This window comes from Dongia sp. (assembly GCF_041905885.1).
GTDB lineage: Bacteria > Pseudomonadota > Alphaproteobacteria > Dongiales > Dongiaceae > Dongia.
Map to the genome: position 1 here is coordinate 80,992 of NZ_JAYRKD010000009.1, position 16,299 is coordinate 97,290.

The 16,299-nt window shown below is 65.8% G+C and carries 16 protein-coding genes; 9 read left to right on the forward strand and 7 right to left on the reverse strand.

The annotated features are described in order from the left end of the window. The first annotated feature begins 1 nt into the window (after position 1). The 7 genes from ACH2CY_RS11610 (at position 2) to fabG (ending at position 6,488) form a co-directional block, all read left to right on the forward strand. Positions 2–700 (forward strand): cysteine hydrolase family protein, encoded by a 699-nt coding sequence (locus ACH2CY_RS11610; protein WP_395019164.1) that lies wholly within the window; start codon positions 2–4, stop codon positions 698–700. Beyond that, positions 697–1,431 carry a type 1 glutamine amidotransferase gene (locus ACH2CY_RS11615; RefSeq protein WP_395019166.1) on the forward strand — a complete coding sequence of 245 codons (735 nt, stop codon included), beginning with the start codon at positions 697–699 and terminating at the stop codon, positions 1,429–1,431. The genes ACH2CY_RS11610 and ACH2CY_RS11615 overlap by 4 nt, the downstream gene beginning before the upstream one ends. Before the next feature lie 223 nt (positions 1,432–1,654). Continuing rightward, positions 1,655–2,815, forward strand: coding sequence for a PotD/PotF family extracellular solute-binding protein (locus ACH2CY_RS11620; RefSeq protein ID WP_395019168.1), 1,161 nt, complete (start codon positions 1,655–1,657; stop codon positions 2,813–2,815). A gap of 120 nt (positions 2,816–2,935) precedes the next feature. Further along, on the forward strand, positions 2,936–4,000 hold the full coding sequence (locus ACH2CY_RS11625; RefSeq protein ID WP_395019170.1) for an ABC transporter ATP-binding protein: 1,065 nt from the start codon (positions 2,936–2,938) through the stop codon (positions 3,998–4,000). Further along, positions 4,000–4,881, forward strand: a complete 882-nt coding sequence (locus ACH2CY_RS11630) for an ABC transporter permease (RefSeq protein ID WP_395019172.1) — start codon at positions 4,000–4,002, stop codon at positions 4,879–4,881. Before ACH2CY_RS11625 ends, ACH2CY_RS11630 begins: the two co-directional genes overlap by 1 nt. Before the next feature lie 3 nt (positions 4,882–4,884). After that, positions 4,885–5,697, forward strand: a complete 813-nt coding sequence (locus ACH2CY_RS11635; RefSeq protein WP_395019174.1) for an ABC transporter permease — start codon at positions 4,885–4,887, stop codon at positions 5,695–5,697. Positions 5,698–5,711: 14 nt separating this feature from the next. Beyond that, positions 5,712–6,488, forward strand: a complete 777-nt coding sequence (gene fabG / locus ACH2CY_RS11640; protein WP_395019176.1) for a 3-oxoacyl-ACP reductase FabG — start codon at positions 5,712–5,714, stop codon at positions 6,486–6,488. 132 nt (positions 6,489–6,620) lie between these two features. On the opposite strand, the gene ACH2CY_RS11645 is transcribed toward fabG, so the two are convergent. The 5 genes from ACH2CY_RS11645 to ACH2CY_RS11665 all read right to left on the reverse strand — a co-directional run bounded on the left by ACH2CY_RS11645 (position 6,621) and on the right by ACH2CY_RS11665 (position 11,590). After that, positions 6,621–7,727 carry a mannitol dehydrogenase family protein gene (locus tag ACH2CY_RS11645; RefSeq protein WP_395019178.1) on the reverse strand — a complete coding sequence of 369 codons (1,107 nt, stop codon included), beginning with the start codon at positions 7,725–7,727 and terminating at the stop codon, positions 6,621–6,623. Positions 7,728–7,731: 4 nt separating this feature from the next. Continuing rightward, positions 7,732–8,742, reverse strand: a complete 1,011-nt coding sequence (locus ACH2CY_RS11650; protein ID WP_395019179.1) for a zinc-binding alcohol dehydrogenase family protein — start codon at positions 8,740–8,742, stop codon at positions 7,732–7,734. A 78-nt stretch (positions 8,743–8,820) separates the two neighbouring features. After that, positions 8,821–9,732, reverse strand: a complete 912-nt coding sequence (locus ACH2CY_RS11655; protein ID WP_395019181.1) for a sugar ABC transporter substrate-binding protein — start codon at positions 9,730–9,732, stop codon at positions 8,821–8,823. Positions 9,733–9,809: 77 nt separating this feature from the next. Beyond that, positions 9,810–10,562 (reverse strand): ATP-binding cassette domain-containing protein, encoded by a 753-nt coding sequence (locus ACH2CY_RS11660; RefSeq protein ID WP_395019183.1) that lies wholly within the window; start codon positions 10,560–10,562, stop codon positions 9,810–9,812. Next, a complete protein-coding gene (locus tag ACH2CY_RS11665; protein ID WP_395019185.1) occupies positions 10,559–11,590 on the reverse strand; it encodes an ABC transporter permease in 1,032 nt (343 codons plus the stop codon). Before ACH2CY_RS11665 ends, ACH2CY_RS11660 begins: the two co-directional genes overlap by 4 nt. 113 nt (positions 11,591–11,703) lie before the next feature. Between ACH2CY_RS11665 and ACH2CY_RS11670 the strand changes: the two genes are divergently transcribed. Next, on the forward strand, positions 11,704–12,597 hold the full coding sequence (locus ACH2CY_RS11670; protein ID WP_395019187.1) for a GntR family transcriptional regulator: 894 nt from the start codon (positions 11,704–11,706) through the stop codon (positions 12,595–12,597). A gap of 272 nt (positions 12,598–12,869) precedes the next feature. Here ACH2CY_RS11670 and ACH2CY_RS11675 read toward each other — a convergent pair whose 3' ends face one another. Continuing rightward, entirely contained in the window at positions 12,870–13,883 is a 1,014-nt protein-coding gene (locus tag ACH2CY_RS11675) for a zinc-binding alcohol dehydrogenase family protein (protein WP_395019189.1), read from the reverse strand. A 187-nt stretch (positions 13,884–14,070) separates the two neighbouring features. Continuing rightward, positions 14,071–15,120 (reverse strand): AraC family transcriptional regulator, encoded by a 1,050-nt coding sequence (locus ACH2CY_RS11680; RefSeq protein WP_395019191.1) that lies wholly within the window; start codon positions 15,118–15,120, stop codon positions 14,071–14,073. Between the two features lie 175 nt (positions 15,121–15,295). Between ACH2CY_RS11680 and ACH2CY_RS11685 the strand changes: the two genes are divergently transcribed. Further along, entirely contained in the window at positions 15,296–16,297 is a 1,002-nt protein-coding gene (locus tag ACH2CY_RS11685) for a phosphotransferase enzyme family protein (protein ID WP_395019193.1), read from the forward strand. The last annotated feature ends 2 nt before the right edge of the window (positions 16,298–16,299 follow it).

The following is a 16,299-nucleotide window of genomic DNA, read 5'->3' on the forward strand; positions in this document are numbered from 1 at the left end:
CATGACCAGCTGGAAGACCCGCAACCGCTCCTTCTATTACGAAGGCGCGCCCGAGCCCGATGATCTCGATCTGAAACCGGCGGAAACCGCGCTGCTGGTGATCGACGTCCAGAACACCTATGTCGAGCGGCCCGACCGCGCCAGGCTCTCGCCCGCCGAGCAGGCGAGCTACGACAAATGGACGCCGTTCCATGATCGCATGCAGAAGCAGGTGATCCCGAACAGTCGCCGCCTGCTCGAGCTCTGCCGCAAGGCCAAGATCGAATGCCTGTTCGCCCGCATCGCCTGCCAGACCCATGACGGCCGCGACCGCTCGCTGTCGCAGAAGATGCCCGGCTGGAACAACCTGCTGCTGCCCAAGAACGAGCATGCCTCGCAGCTGGTGCCGGCGCTCAGCCCCGTCGGCGACGAAATCACCGTGACCAAGACCACCGACAGCGCGCTGACCGGCACCAATCTGCGGCTGATCCTGCACAATCTTGGCATCAGGAACGTGATCTGCGCCGGCATCTTCACCGACCAATGCGTCTCATCGACCGTGCGCAGCCTCGCAGACGAGAGCTTCCAGGTGATCGTGGTCGAGGATTGCTGCGCCGCCGGCACCGACGAACTGCACGACAAGGAGCTTGCGATCATCAACATGATCTACTGCCATGTGATGAACAGCGACGAGCTCATTCGGATGATGAAGCTGCAATGACCAAGAAATTCCTCGCCATCATCCCGGAGAATTCCGCGCCGCCTGCCCTGATCGGCGAGGCTTTGCTGGAGAGCGGCCACAGCTACGACGCGGTCCATCCGATCGACCGCTTCGCCAGCCATTCGCCCTTGTCCTATCCCGGCCTGCCGTCCGAACCCGGCGACTATGCCGGCCTGATCATGATGGGCGGGCCGATGAGCGCCAACGACACCGCCGACCATGCCTTCCTGCAGGAGAGCATGGCGCTGATCCGCGGCTTCGGCGTCGCGAAGAAGCCGGTGCTCGGCGTCTGCCTCGGCGCCCAGGTCATCGCCCGCGCCTATGGCGGCGAGGTCTTTCGCATGAGCGGGCTGGAAGCCGGCTATGTCGGCATGCACACGACCGCGGCCGCGGCCGACGATCCGGTCTTTCGCGACATCGCCGCCCGGTTCAGCGCCTTCCACACCCATTACGACGCTGTCCGGAACATCCCCGAGGCGGTCATCCTGGCCAGCGGCGGGATGAGCGCGGTCCAGGCCTTCCGCATCGGCGGTACGGCGACCTATGGCCTGCAGTTCCACCCGGAGGCCACGATCGACATCGCCCGCGACTGGGTGCGGAAGTTCGGCGCCGTCTTCTGCAAGGACGAACCGCGCCTGATCACCCATCTCGACCAGGATTTCGCCGCATACTTCCCGGAATCCAGCCGGCTCTGCCGGAACCTTGTGCAGAATTGGTGCGGACTTGCCTGATTTTTTGCCAGAAGTCTGGCATCCCGTTGTGGAACTTGACCATGCCTGTCAATATTCAGACGGCTGCGGTCAAGTCCGGATGGCCAGGACCCGCTAGCCTCGAAACCATGGCCGTCGTCCAAATAAACGCGTGAAGCGGGACGGCGGCGCCAAAGCCTTTGCCGCCATCGGGCACGGATGGGCGAGGCATCTCAAATCGTGCCGCAACAGGGAGCGTGGAGAGATGACGAGAGGACTATCGCGTCGCAGTTTCATGCAACATTCTGCGATGGGCACGGCGCTCGCGGCGATCGGCGCGGGCAGCCTCGCGGGCAAGGCCTTCGCCGACCGGGCGAAGGAGCTGAACATCCTGTGCTGGGAGGGCTACAACTCGGCCCAGGTGCTGGATCCCTTCCGCGAGATGAAAGCGGCCACGGTGAAGGCGGAATCGCTCACCAACGACCCGACCATGATCGACCGGCTGCGCGCCGGCGAGACCAAGGTCTGGGATCTGATCAACGTGAACAATCCCTGGGCCCGCGAAGTGATGATGCCCGAGAAGCTCATCAAGCCGCTCGACCGCGCGGCGATGGAGCCCTTCTTCGAGAAGATGCTGCCGATGTTCAAGCCGCCCTACCGCTGGGCCATGGATTCCAGCGGCGAGCAGCTGATCGGCATGTGCCAGCGCTTCGGCCCCTACAGCTTCGTGGTCAACACCGACAAGGTCAGCCGCAAGACCGCGGAAGACGAGGGCTGGAACCTGTTCGCGGACGACAAGAATGCCGGCAAGTTCGGCATCCTGGATTCAGCCGACTGGAACGTGTTCAACATCTGCGTCGTCGCCGGCTTCGATCCCTTCAAGAAGCTGACCCCGGAGCAGGTCACCGCCTTCGGCGAAACGGCGAAGAAGCTGTTCAAGAACGCCAAGGTGGTCGGCGACATCGCCACCATGAACCAGGCGCTGATCTCCGGCGAGATCGACTTCCACATGACCGGCGGCACCTACAGCGCCTCGCCGGCGCGCCATGACGGCAACGCCAACATCCGCGGCATCACGCCCTTGAAGGGCCCACTGGAAGGCGGCAAGGGCGGCATCTCCTGGATCGAGGTGACCTCGACCGTCAACAACCCGGACCTCTCGCCGCTGGCCGTCGAGTTCCTGCAATACGTCCAGGACCCCAAGGTCGCCCACACCGTCGCCTTCGCCGAGGGCACCTTCAATCCCGTAGCGCAGATGGGCAACAAGGAATGCTTCGACCTCTTCACCAAGGAGGAGCTCGACGCGATCCAGTGGGACAGCCTCGAGGAAGAGATGGCGCGCTCGGTCGAATACGCCATCCCGCCCGATTACCCGCAGCTGCTCGAGATCATGAACTCGGCCCGCCGCGAGGTCTCCGGCGGCTGATTCCGCTGCCATCGGCTTGAACAAAGCGGCCTCCCGCGCGATCCTCCTCCCAGGAACCCGCGCGGGGGGCCGTTTGCGACCGGCAACCCGGTTCCCCGCTTCTGACGCCCCAAGGACCCGATGACGCGTGCCCCGATCCTAGAGTTGCGGAAACTCACCAAGACCTTCGCGGGATTCACCGCGGTCAATGCGATCGACCTCACCATTGCAGAGGGCGAGTTCTTCACCATCGTCGGCCCTTCGGGCAGCGGCAAGACCACCATGATCCGCATGCTGGCCGGCATGGAGACGCCGAGCAGCGGCGACATCATCCTGCGCGGCGAGCGGATCAACGACGTGCCGGCCAACAAGCGCCCGACCTGCATGGTGTTCCAGTCGCTGGCCCTGTTCCCGCACCGCACCGTCGGCCAGAACATCGAGTTCCCGCTGAAGATCCGCGGCGTCGAGCCGGGCAAGCGCAAGGAGCGCGCGCTGCAGCTCCTCGACCAGCTGCGCCTGCCGCAGAATTACTACGGCAAGAGCGTCACCAAATGCTCCGGCGGCGAGCGCCAGCGCGTGGCCTTGGCCCGGGCACTTGCCTATGACCCGGAGATCCTGTTCTTCGACGAGCCCTTGAGCGCCATCGACTACAAGCTCCGCAAGACCTTGGAGAAGGAGCTGAAGGACATCCACCGCGAGACCGGCAAGACCTTCCTCTACATCACCCACAGCCTTGAAGAGGCGATGGTGATGAGCGACCGGATCGGCGTCATGCGCGCCGGCGAGATGGTCCAGGTCGGCACGCCGAACGAGATCTACACCGCGCCCAACACCCGCTTCGTCTCGGAGTTCATCGGCGACGTCAACGTCTTCCCGGTGGTCGCCAACGGCAACGGCAAGCTCCGCTCCGACACGGTCGGCGCCGAGTTCCTGCCGCCGCGGGCACTCGACGGCTTCGCCGCCGGCAGCCTGGTGGTGCGGCCGGAGTTCCTGCGCTTCCTCGACCGGCCGGACGCGGCGCAGAACAGCCTCAAGGGCCGGCTCTACAACGAATACGCCCTGGGCTCGCGCATCCAGTACCAGGTCCGCGTCGGCGAGACCGTGCTGATCGTCGAGAAGCTCCGCCAGCAGGCCTACCAGGGCAAGCTCGACGACGAGGTGCTGATCGGCTGGGACGCCCGCGACAGCATCCTGGTGAACGACTGATGCCCCAGGGACTGAATACTGCGGAGCACAAGAAGGCCTTCTCGATCCCGGCCGGCCCGCGCCACGCCTTGCCGGTGATCCTGCTGCTGCTGCTCGGCTTCGCCGCACCCTTGCTGGCGGTGATCGGCTTCAGCCTCGCGCCGGCGAAGACTTTCAGCCTCTGGCAGATGCCGAGCCTGGAGAACTATGTCGCGATCTTCGACAGCACCAACTACATCTCCTTCCTCTGGTCGCTGACCTTCGCGGCGATGACCGTCGTCATCCTGGCGCTGGTCTGCTACCCGGTCGCGGTCGGCCTGGTGCGGGTGTTCGGACGCTGGGCGATGGTGATGTCGCTGCTCTTCACCATCCCGCTCTTCGTCTCGGAGAACGTCCGGCTCTACGGCTGGGTGCTCTTCTACATCAAGAACGGCGTGCTGCTCGGCACCCTGAAGTCGCTGTTCGGCCTGACCCCGGAAAGCTGGCTGTTTACCCACGGCATCGTGCTCTTCGGCATGGTCTATGTGTACCTGCCCTTCATGCTCTTCCCGATGACGCTCGGCGTCGGCATGGTGCCGGCCGATACCCGCAACGCCGCCTATGATCTCGGCGCCAGCCGCTGGCAGGTGTTCAGGGAAGTGGACCTGCCGCTCTCCATGCCGGGCATCATGATCGGCTTCCTGCTGACCTTCGTGCTCGCGGTCGGCGCCATCGCCGAGGCCAAGGTGCTGGGCGGCCAGCGCATCATCCCGGTGACGCACGACATCGAGATCTCCTTCACCTATGCGCAGAACTGGCCGATGGGCTCGGCCCTCTCCGTGCTGCTGATGCTGGTGGTCGGCGCGCTGGTGCTGGTGGTGCTGCGGCGCTTCGACCTCGACACCATCCTGGGGAGGAAGTAGGGCATGGACGCCACTTCCACCCGCGGCCAGCGCGCGCTGATCTGGGCCTGGGGCTTCGCCGTCGTCATCTTTCTCTACTTGCCGAGCCTCTGCCTGCTGCTCGCCTCCTTGACCGACAGCCGCTACTTCACCTTCCCGATCAACAAATGGGGCCTGGCCTGGTGGGGCAAGACCTTCGGCTCGCTCGAAATCCACGCGCTGTTCCAGACCTCGATCTCGATTGCCCTCTGCGTCACCGTGATCTCGGTGGTGATTGCGCTGTTCGGTGCCCTGGCCTTCGCGCGCTATGACTGGAAGGGGCGGGGCCTCTACCAGAAGATCGTGCTGCTGCCGATCTTCTTCCCGCAATCGGTCCTGGGCCTGGCCTTGCTGCTCTGGTTCAACGCGCTCGGCCTCGACCTCTCCTGGAAATCCGCGGTCTTCGCGCATCTGGTCTGGATCGTGCCGGTGGTCACCCTGGTGATCTCGATCCAGGTCTACAGCTTCGACCCGGCGCTGGAGGAGGCGGCCTTCGATCTCGGCGCCACGCGCTGGCAGGTGTTCAGGGAAGTCACCTTGCCGGTGCTCTTCCCCGGCATCTTCTCCGGCGCGCTGTTCGCCTTCCTGCTCTCCTGGGGCAACTTCCCGCTGTCGCTCTACACGACCGGCGCGGACACCACGATCCCGGAATATCTCTACGCCAAGATGGTCGCCGGCTACACGCCGGGCGTGCCGGTGCTTGGCACGGTCAACACGGTCGGGGCGACGGTCCTCCTGCTCGGCGCCTATGCGCTGATCACCTGGTGGCGCCGCAGCCGGTCGACCAAGGCAAGCTAAGGGGGAGAATGCATATGACCACGTCGTCGCTGCAGGGCAAGTCCGTCATCGTCACCGGCGCCAGCAAGGGCATCGGCAAGGGCATCGCCCGAGTCTTCGCCAGGGACGGCGGCGCCAAGGTCCTCGTGGTCTCGCGCCATCTGAAAGAGGCCGAGGCCGCCGCCAAGGAGTTCGGCAACGGCGCGTCGGGTTTTGCGGCCGACGTGACCAAGCCCGAGGACATGGCGGCGATGGCCAAGGCGGCGAACGAGCGCTACGGCGGCATCGACGTGCTCTGCGCCAATGCCGGCGTCTTCCCCCAGGTGAAGCTGGAAGAGATGTCGGTCGACCAATGGGACGACACCTTCGCGATCAACGTGAAGGGCTGCTTCCTCTCGGTCCAGGCCTGCATGCCCTACCTGAAGAAAAGCCAGCAGGGCCGGGTGGTGATCACCTCGTCGATCACCGGCCCGGTGACCGGCTTCCCCGGCTGGTCGCATTACGGCGCCACCAAGGCGGCGCAATTGGGCTTCATGCGCACCGCCTGCATCGAGCTGGCGAAATACGGCATCACCGTCAACGCGGTGCTCCCCGGCAACATCGTCACCGAGGGCCTGGCCGAGCTCGGCGAGGCCTACCAGAAGAGCATGGCCGCCTCGGTGCCGCTGAAGCGCCTCGGCCATGTCGACGACATCGGCCACGCCGCGCTGTTCTTCGCCTCGAAGGAAGCCGCCTACATCACCGGCCAGACCATCATCGTCGACGGCGGCCAGATCCTGCCGGAGAGCCTGGACGCGCTGGCGCAAGCTTAATTGCATCGAGTGTGCGGCACCCCCACCTTACCTCCCCCGAAGACGGGGGAGGGAGAGGGCAGGCGCGGTGCACCCCTCCCCCGACTTCGGGGGAGGATGGGTGGGGGTGCCCCGCAATAACTCCTTCCAGGTTTAAGCGCCCAGCACCGCGCTCAGCCGCGGCGCGGCGAAACTCCGATCCACCGCGCGCACCCAGTCGATGAAGGCCGCGATTCGGTTGGTCTTCTTCACCGCGTGGTTCTGCGCAATGTCGGCGAGGCGGTGTTCCAGGAACGGATTGCGGAACCGCTCCAGCGTCGTGCCGACATAGGCTTGCGCTTCCTCGCCCATGCCGCGGCGCTGGAAACCCGGCAGCACCTCGTTCCAGTAGATTTCCATCAGCCGCTTGGCATCGTCGGTGCCGTCGATCACCTGCTTCACCAGCTCGCCTTCCGGCGCGCCGCGCTGCATCCAGCCCTCGGTGAGCACGGTATGGCCGAGATTGAGGATGTGCAGCTTCAGCCGCGCATAGGGCTCGAGGTCGTCCACCAGCTTGACGTCGCGATGCTCGAGAAAATCGAACCCGCCCTTGCGGATCGCCCAGAGCGCGTAGGGCTCGGCCACCGCGCCGATCGGCTCGATCGGCTGGGCGACGATGCGATCCACCAGGGTGTCCGGGAAGGTGACCGCTTGCGCCATCCAGTCGCGAAAACCCGCGCTCTGCCCGGTCGTCTTGGCGAGCTCCTGCAGGATGCCGCTCAAGACCCGGCCGTTGTTGGAGATCAGCTCGGTCGGCAGGAACAGCAGCGGCTTGCCGCCGGCGCGATGCCGGGCCAGCAGCAGCGCCAGCACCTTGGCCGGAAAGCTCGGCGGCGCCTGGGTGCCGGCATAGTCATGCGTCGTGTCGGTGGGATTGAGCTCATAGCCGCGCTCGGCGACATTGGAGATCGCGATCTCCGCCTCCTCGGCGAAGCAGCGCAACACATCCGCCCATTCCGTGTCGGCCTCATAGGCGCGATCGATGCTGGCGACCTCGATCGTCTCGTCGATCGTCTTGCCGGCTTCGATGCCGCGGATGCGCACCGGATAGGGCCGGCCGCTCTTCAGCGCCGCGATGCGGCCGGCGCGGTCGCCGCCGCTGGTGGTCTTCACCACCGCGATCGGGCCGACATCCTGGCCGGCGAGTCTCGCCTGGTGGACGAACAGGTCCGCATGCGCTTGCAGGAACCGGCTGGTTCCGAACTGGATGATCCGGCGCATGGGGCTAGATCTCGACCAGCGCCTTGACCAAACCCCGTTTCTCGCTGGCCCAGCGCGGCAGGTCGGTGATCGCGCCGCTGAGGGAAGTGCGGTGCGTGAGCAGCCGGTCAAGCGGCACCTTGCCATAGCGGATCGCCGCGATCACTCGCATGAAATCCGCTTGCGTCGCATTGCGGCTGCCCATCACCGTCATCTCGCGCTTGTGGAAATCGGGGTCGGAGAACGTGATCGGCTCATTGACCACGCTGACCAGAACCAGTGTACCACCATGGGCGACGGTGAGAAAGGCGGCTTCCATCGAGGCGCGGTTGCCGGTCGCGTCGAAGACGACGTCGAAGCCCTCGCCGCCGGTGGCCGCGGCGATCGATGCGGCGCTCCGCTCGCCGGCCTGGATCGCGGCGGCGGCGATGCCGGCATCGATCGCGAAGTCGAGGCGTTCCGGATCGCGGTCCATGATGGTGACCGCGCCGCCGGCAATGCCGGCGAACAGGGCGGCGCCGAGGCCGATCGGGCCGGCGCCGATCACCAGCACCCTTGTGCCGGGCTCCAACGCCGACCGCGCCACCGCATGGGCGCCGATCGCCAGGAACTCGCAGCTCGCGGCCTGGTCGAGCGTGAGGCCGGCGGCCGGATAGAGATTCTGTTCCGGCACGGCGATGCGCTCGCACATGCCGCCGTCCTTGTGCACGCCGAGCACGCTGATCCGCACGCAGCAATTCGGCTTACCCTTGCGGCAGGCAATGCAGTCGCCGCAGGCGACATAGGGGTTGATCACCACGGTTTCGCCGGTCCTGAGCGGACTCCCATCGGGTGCCGCCAGCACCTCGCCGGAGAACTCATGGCCGATCACCCGCGGATATTTGAGGAACGGGTGGCTGCCCTCGTAGATGTGGTAGTCGGTCCCGCAGATGCCGATCCGGCGCACGCCGACCACCACTTCCGCATCGCCGCGCAGCGGCTCCGGGCGTTGTTCCAGCGCGATCTCGCCGGGCTTTCTGCAGACGACGGCTTGCATGATTCTCTTTGCTGTTTGCGGACCGGCGAGGGCCGGCTCGGGTGCCGGCCCTCGCCCAGGCGGTCAGAAGTTGGGCGGTCAGAAGTTGGCCATGTTGTCCTTGGTCACCAAGGCGGCGCCGGAGTCGATCAGGGATTCGACCTTCTCGCCCTTGATGGCCTTCACCAGCGCGTCGACGCCGAGCTCCGCCATCTTGGCCGGGAACTGGGCCACGGTGGCATCCTCGATGCCGGCTTCGAGCGCTTCCTTCTCTCCGCAGCAGAAGTCGAAGCCCGCGAGCACGATCTTGTCCTTGTCGATTTTCGCGTTCTTGATCGCCTGCGCCGCACCGGCGGCCGGCGGTCCGCAGGCCGCGAAGATCGACTTGATCTCCGGGTTCTTGGTGATCAGGTCCTCGGCGACGCTGATGCCGAGCTCCTCGGTGCAGTTGGTGGCGCCCTTGCCGACGATCTTCACGTCGAGGCCGTCCAAGCCGTCCATCATGCCCTTCACCCGGTCGTCGAGCGCCGGCACGCCGGGCACGCCTTCCAGGATGCCCATCGTGTCGCCGGCCTTCAGCACGGTCTTCAGGTAGCCGCCGATGATCTTCCCGGCGTTGTAGTTATTGGTGGTGGCGAGCGATGTCGCGTTCTTCCAGTCGGGGATGTTGTTGTCCATCAGGACGACCTTCACCCCGGCGGCGACAGCCTTGTCGAGCGCGGGCGCCACGGTCGGATCAACCGGCGTGATCGCGATGCCTTTGACACCCTTCGTGACCATGGATTCGATCAGCGCGATCTGCCCCTCGATATCCGTGGCCGAAGTGCCCTGGCCGAAGATGATCTCGACCCCTGGATTCTTCTTGGCGTATTCCTTGGCGGCATCTTCCATGGTGGCGAAGAACGGCACCGGGAACTTGGTGATGAAGCCGATCTTGATGTCATCGGCCAAGGCCGGACTGACATATGCAAGAGCCAGCGCCAGTCCTCCCAGCAGCAGTTTCAGTCTCATTGACGTCTCCTCCCAATTGGATCGCCTCGATTTGGGCGATCCTTCCATCCGCTGCCCTTGGCAGGCGGCGAATTCCTTCATGCCTCCGCGCCGACGATCATCGATACCAGCTCCTGCTGGTTGGCGCGGCTCGGTTTCAGCTCGCCGACCTTGCGGCCCTGGCGCAGCACCACGGCGCGGTCGGCAAGCTCGATCACATGCTCCATGTTGTGGGTGATCAGGATCACCGCGTTGCCTTCGGCCTTGAGGCGCGCGATCAGGTCCAGCACCTTGCGCGACTCCCGCAGTCCCAGCGCCGCGGTCGGCTCGTCGAGGATCACGACTTTCCGCGCGAACACGGTGGCCCGTGCCACCGCGATGGCCTGGCGCTGGCCGCCGGACATCAGCGCGACCGGCGCATCGAATTTCGGCAACTTGACCTTCAGGCGGTCGAGCACGCCCGCCGCCTCGCGCTCCATGGCGCGCTTGTTGAGCAGCCGCAATCCCTGCGGCAGCCAGGAGGGAAAGCCGAGCTCGCGGCCGCAGTAGAAATTCTGCGCCGGCGTGAGGTTGTCGAACAGCGCCAGGTCCTGATAGACGGTCTCGATCCCGGCGCGGCGCGCCGCCGCCGGCGAATGCAGGAGAACCGGCTCGCCGTCGAGCCGGATCTCGCCCTCGTCCAGGGCATGGACGCCGCTGATGCATTTGACCAAGGTCGACTTGCCGGCGCCGTTGTCGCCAAGCAAAGCCAGCACCTCACCGCGATGGGCCTCGAGGCTGACGCCCTTGAGGGCGTGGACCGCGCCGAAGCGCTTCTCCGCCTGGCGGATGGCGAGCAGGGGCTGGGTCATTGGCCCCTCGCCGATTGCAGCACGCGGGCCCGCGCTTCCAAATGGTTGCGCAGCACGTCGGCTTCGACGGCGAGCACGATGATCAGCCCGATCGCGATCATCTGGAAGAAGACATCGACGCCCAGCAGGTTGAGCGCGTTGCGGATCACGCCGATCATCACCGCGCCGACCAGGGCGTGGCCGATATGGCCGCGGCCGCCGAGGAAGCTGGCGCCGCCGATGATGACGGCGGCGATGGTGTCGAGCTCCAGCAGGTTGCCGTAGAGCGGCGACCCGGCTTCGGTGCGCCCGGCGAGAACGACCGCGCCGATCCCGGCGCAGAGACCGGAGATCACATAGGTCGAGATCAGCACGCCGCGGACCGGGATGCCCATCTGCCGCGCGGCATCCGGCTGGCCGCCGACCGCATAGACCCAGCGGCCCCAGACCATCGCCTTCGCCATTAGCAGCACCAGGGCCGCGACGCCGGCCACGACGAAGAAGGAGTTGGGGATGCCGAAGCTGTCGCCGCCGCCGATCGCGGCAATCGCCGCCGGCATGCCGCGCATCGTGGTGTGGCCGATTGCGAGCTCGAGCGCCAGGCCCTTGCAGATGCTCAAGGTCGCCAGCGTGATGATGAAGGGATGCGGCAGGCGGCCGAAGACATAGGCCATGCCGTTGACCGCACCCACCGCGGCACCGGACAGCAGCATCGCCAGCATCACCAGCGCGGCGGAATCGGTCTGCCGGAACACCAGCCCGCCGATCACCGTCGCCAGCGCCAGGTTGGCGCCGACCGAGAGATCGATGCCGCGGGTGAGGATGACCAGGTGCTGGCCCATCGCCACCGTGGCGATGACCGCGGTCTGCGCGACGATGTTGCCGATATTGCCGGGCGTCAGGAAAGCCGGGGTGATGAGGCCGATCACCGCCACCAGCGTCCCCAGGATCAGCAGCGGCCCGATGCCGAGCAGCCTGAGGCCAAGGGCGATCAGGGCGGTGCCGCGCGGCGCCGGATCGCCGATCCCGACCTCCGGTTCTCTCGCCACGTCCACCATGCCTTCCCCTGATCTTGTTTCTTATAGACAAAAAGCAGAGACAGACGCTGGTCAATTTGTTTTTTATGGATTAATAATCACTTGAAGCATTTTGAGGCGGGCAAATGAAGACCGATGCGGTGTTCAAGAGGGCGTTCAACGAGGCGCTGGACTTGGTGTCCAACCTGGGCGAGGGCACGGCTTTGCCTTCTGAAAATCAGCTCGGCGCGCAGCTCCGGGTGAGCCGCACCACGGTGCGCAAGATCCTCTCGGTGCTGGGCGAGCAGGGCACCATCGGCGGCAGCGGCCGCGAGCGCTCGGTGCGCGCCGCGGTCCGGGTCGAGCGCTTTCCCGAAGAAGAAACTGTGACCATGTCGGAGCAGGTCGAGCGCCGTTTCATGGAATGGCTGCTGCGGGACAACACGCGGCCGGGCAGCAGCATCAACGAGCTTGATCTCGCGCGCCGCTTCGGCGTCGCGACCACCGGCATCCGCGAGTTCCTCAACCGCTTCGAACGCTTCGGCCTGATCGAGAAGCGACCGAATGCCGGCTGGGTGTTCAAGGGCTTCACGCCCAGCTTCGCCCTCGAGCTGTTCGAGATCCGCGAGATGTTCGAGCTGCGCTCGGCGATGGCTTTCGCCGCACTGCCCGACAGCTCACCGCTCTGGCAGCGGCTGAAGGCGCTGCGCGAGGAGCATGTCGCCCTGCAACAGGAAGTGGACCTGCGCTTTCACGACTTCTCCGACCTCGACAGCCGGCTGCACCGCCTGATCAATTCGGCGGCACCCAACCGTTTCATCGAGGATTTCTTCGACATCATCACGCTGATCTTCCACTATCACTACCAGTGGAACAAACGCGACGAGCGCCAGCGCAACGAGGTCGCGATCCGCGAGCACCTGACCTATATCGACGCGCTGCTCGGCCGCAACACCTCGATCGTGGAACTGGCCTGCCGCGCGCACTTGGCCTCGGCGAAGGAGACGCTGATGCGCGCCTCGTCCAGCCGGCAGGATTAGGGCGAAGTCAAATCAGGCGGGGCTATCGCATAAGTGATTCCCCTCTCCCCTCGTGGGAGAGGGTTGCGAAGGCTTAGCGAGCGTGAGCGAGCTTAGCCGTAGCTGGGTGAGGGGGCGCGCGCCGAAGGCGCGCAGCGCGTAAGCGCTCTGACGAGCGCGCGCACCTCGCGGTGCGCACCCCTCATCCAACTGTGGCTAGGCTCGGCTGCGCCTCGCCAAGCCTCCGTACCCTTCTCCCACAAGGGGAGAAGGGAACAAGCGATATCCTGGAATCAGCCGATCTCCACCAGCGCCTTGACCAGGCCGCGTTTCTCGCGGACCCAGCGCGGCAGGTCGGTGATGGCGCCGGAGAGACTGGTGCGGTGGCTGATCAGCTTGTCCAGCGGCACATGGCCGCTTTCGATCGCGGTGATCACGCGTTCGAAATCGGCGCGGGTGGCGTTGCGGCTGCCCTTCACCGTCATCTCGCGCTTGTGGAACTCCGGGTCGGAGAAGGTGATGTTCTCCGTCACGATGCTGACCAGCACCAAGGTGCCGCCATGGGCGACATGGCGGAAGGCGCCTTCCATCGAGGCCTTGTTGCCGGTCGCGTCGAAGACCACGTCATAGCCTTCGCTGCTGGTCGCAGCGGCGACGGCTTCGACGACCTTGTCGTCGGCCGCGATCGCGCGCGCGGCGATGCCGTTCTCGACCGCGAAATTGAGGCGCTCGGTGTCGCGGTCCATGATCGTGATGTCGCCGCCGGCGAGCTTGGCGAACAGCGCCACGCCCAACCCGATCGGCCCGGCGCCGATCACCAGCGCGCGCTTGCCCTCGATGATCTCCGAGCGCGCCACGGCATGGGCGCCGATCGCCAGGAACTCGCAAGCGGCACCCTGGTCGACCGTCAGCCGGCCGGCCGGATAGACGTTGCGTTCCGGCACGCTGATCCGCTCGCACATCGCGCCGTCGCGGTGCACGCCGAGCACGCCGATCTGCATGCAGCAATTCGGCTTGCCGTTGCGGCAGGCAATGCACTTGCCGCAGGCGACATAGGGATTGATCACCACCGTCTCGCCGGGTTTCAGTGCGCTGCCTTCCGGCGCCTCGATCACGCTGCCCGAGAACTCATGCCCGACGATGCGCGGATATTGCAGGTAGGGATGCTTGCCTTCGTAGATGTGGAAGTCGGTGCCGCAGATGCCGATCCGCTGCACGCCGACCAGCACCTCGCCCTCGCCGCGCTTGGGCTCCGGCCGCTCCTCGATCGCCATCTCGCCGGGCTGCCGGCACACGACTGCTTGCATGAAGAATGTCCGCTGATTTGATTGGGTTGGCGCTTCCAGAATAGGGCGCGCTGGACCTTTTGGCTCTCGCTACTCCTCAGGTCGGCAAGACCGTACACCATCGTGTGAGTAAAGTCAATCGAACAATAAACCTATGATTTATCGCGGAAACATTGCGCGCGGGACGCAAGATTGTTGCGCACCGCTGTTAATGCCGGACCAGGCCCTGCCGGTAGGCGCGCGGCGAGACCCCGGTCCAGCGGGTAAACGCGCGGGTGAAGGCGGAGAGCTCGGAATAGCCGAGCAGCAGCGCCACCTCGGTTAAGGGGAGCTGCCGCTGCTCCAGATACATGCGGGCCAAGTTCTGCCGCATGGTCTCGACCGCGTCCTTATAGGTGAGGCCCTGCTCGGCCAGGCTGCGCTGCACGGAAGGTGCGGAGACCCGCAGCTCCGCCGCGATCTGGTCGAGCGTGGGCGCACCGTTCGGCAGCCGCATGCGGATTGCGGTGCGGATCCGGTCGAAGAGGCCGCCTTCGCCGCCCTGCAAGCCCAGCGCCTGCAGGCTGGCCTGCATGGTCGCCAGCAATTTGAGATCGCGCGCCGGCATCGGCTTCTCCAGCACGTCGCGGCGGAAGGCGAGGGCGTTGGTCGGCTGGCTGAAATAGACCGGCGCATCGAAGGCCGCCTCATGCTCCTGCCAGAGCTGCGGCCGCGGATGCTCGAAATAGACTTCCTCGGGCGCCCAATGCGGGCCGCAGCATTCGCGGATCACGTTGAGGAACATGCCGAGCGAAAGCTCGGCATCCTGCCGCCGCTCCAGGATCTCCGGCGCCTCGACCCGGTATTCCAGGCGAATGAGCCCGTCGCGCCCCGGGATGAGCCGCATCGACGAGGATTCCTGGTGATAGCGGAACAACCCGACCAGGTTCTCCAGCGCCGAGCCCAAGGTCGGCGACGACACCGTCGCATAGCCCCAGAGCCCGAGATCGCGCGGCTGGAACTGGTTGCCGAACCAGAGGCCGAAATTGTCGTTCTGGGTGCGCCGCGAGGCCTCCTCGAACAGCCGGCAATAGTCGCTCAATTTCAGCTTCAGGGTCGGCGAGCCGGCCATGTCCGGCGCGATGCCGGAATTGCCGAAGATCCGGTCGATGTCGCCGCCGGATCTCTCGATGAACGGCACGATTCCGGTCGCGGCACAGGCGAGGACAATCGGCCCGTGCTGATGGTCGCTGCTCTGGACTTCCGTCAGTCCGGTCATGGCGCGCCTTCCCTGGTGGGATCCCTGCAGAACGGCGTCTTAAGGGAAGGATTGCACGCTTGCTGCACCGCCGCAAGCGGGGGATCCGGCGTCGCTGGCTGTCAAGATCGACCGCCCGCCGGTCAAGTAAGACGCGGTCCCCGGTCCTAGGGTCCAGCAGAGTCGAGGAGAGGCGATGAGCGAGATGTTGAGTCACGAGTCCCTGATGCGCAGCATCGGCCTGCTGGCCGAAGCGGCCTTGCCGCGCTGGGGCCTCGAGGGCGCCGCGCTCAAGATGATCAACCACTCGGAAAACACCACCTACCTGGTCACTCCGGCTGGTGATGTTCGCCCGCTGATCCTGCGGGTGCACCGGCCCGGCTATCACACGGTCGACGGCATCCGCAGCGAGCTCGCCTGGATGCGGGCGCTGCAGGCCGAGGGCGGCGTGCCGACGCCGCAGGCCATTCCGGCGCGCGACGGCCAGGACGTGCAGACCGTCGCGCATCCCTCGCTCTCGACCCCGCGCAACTGCGTGCTGTTCCAGTTCATCGAAGGCGCGGAGCCGCAGCAGGACCACGACCTCACCGAGCCCTTCAAGCAGCTCGGCGAGGTCACCGCGCGCACGCATCTCCACGCGATGCGCTGGCAGCGCCCGCCCTTCTTCGAGCGCACGGTCTGGGACTTCGAGCACAGCATCGGCGGCAAGCCGAACTGGGGACCCTGGACCGAAGGCCCGGACATGACCCCGGCGCGCCTGCCGCTGCTGCAGAAGCTGGTCGCGGCGATGGGCAAGCGTCTCGCCGCCTACGGCCAGGGCCAGGACCGCTACGGCCTGATCCACGCCGATTTCCGTCTCGCCAATCTGCTGATCCACCGGGGCGAGGTCCGGGTCATCGATTTCGACGATTGCGGCCTCGGCTGGTTCCTCTACGACGCCGGCACCGCGGTCAGCTTCTTCGAGCACAAGCCGGAAGTGCCGGGCCTGATCGCGGCCTGGGCCGAGGGCTATCGCCGCGTGCGCCCCTTATCGCAAGAGGACGAGGCGGAGCTGCCGACCTTCGTCATGCTCCGCCGCATGATCCTCTTCGCCTGGATGGGCAGCCACGCCGAGACCGATCTCGCCAAGCAGGAAGGTCCCGCCTATGCCGAAGGCACCTGCGATATGGCCGAACACTATCTCTCTCGCTTCGGGTGAGG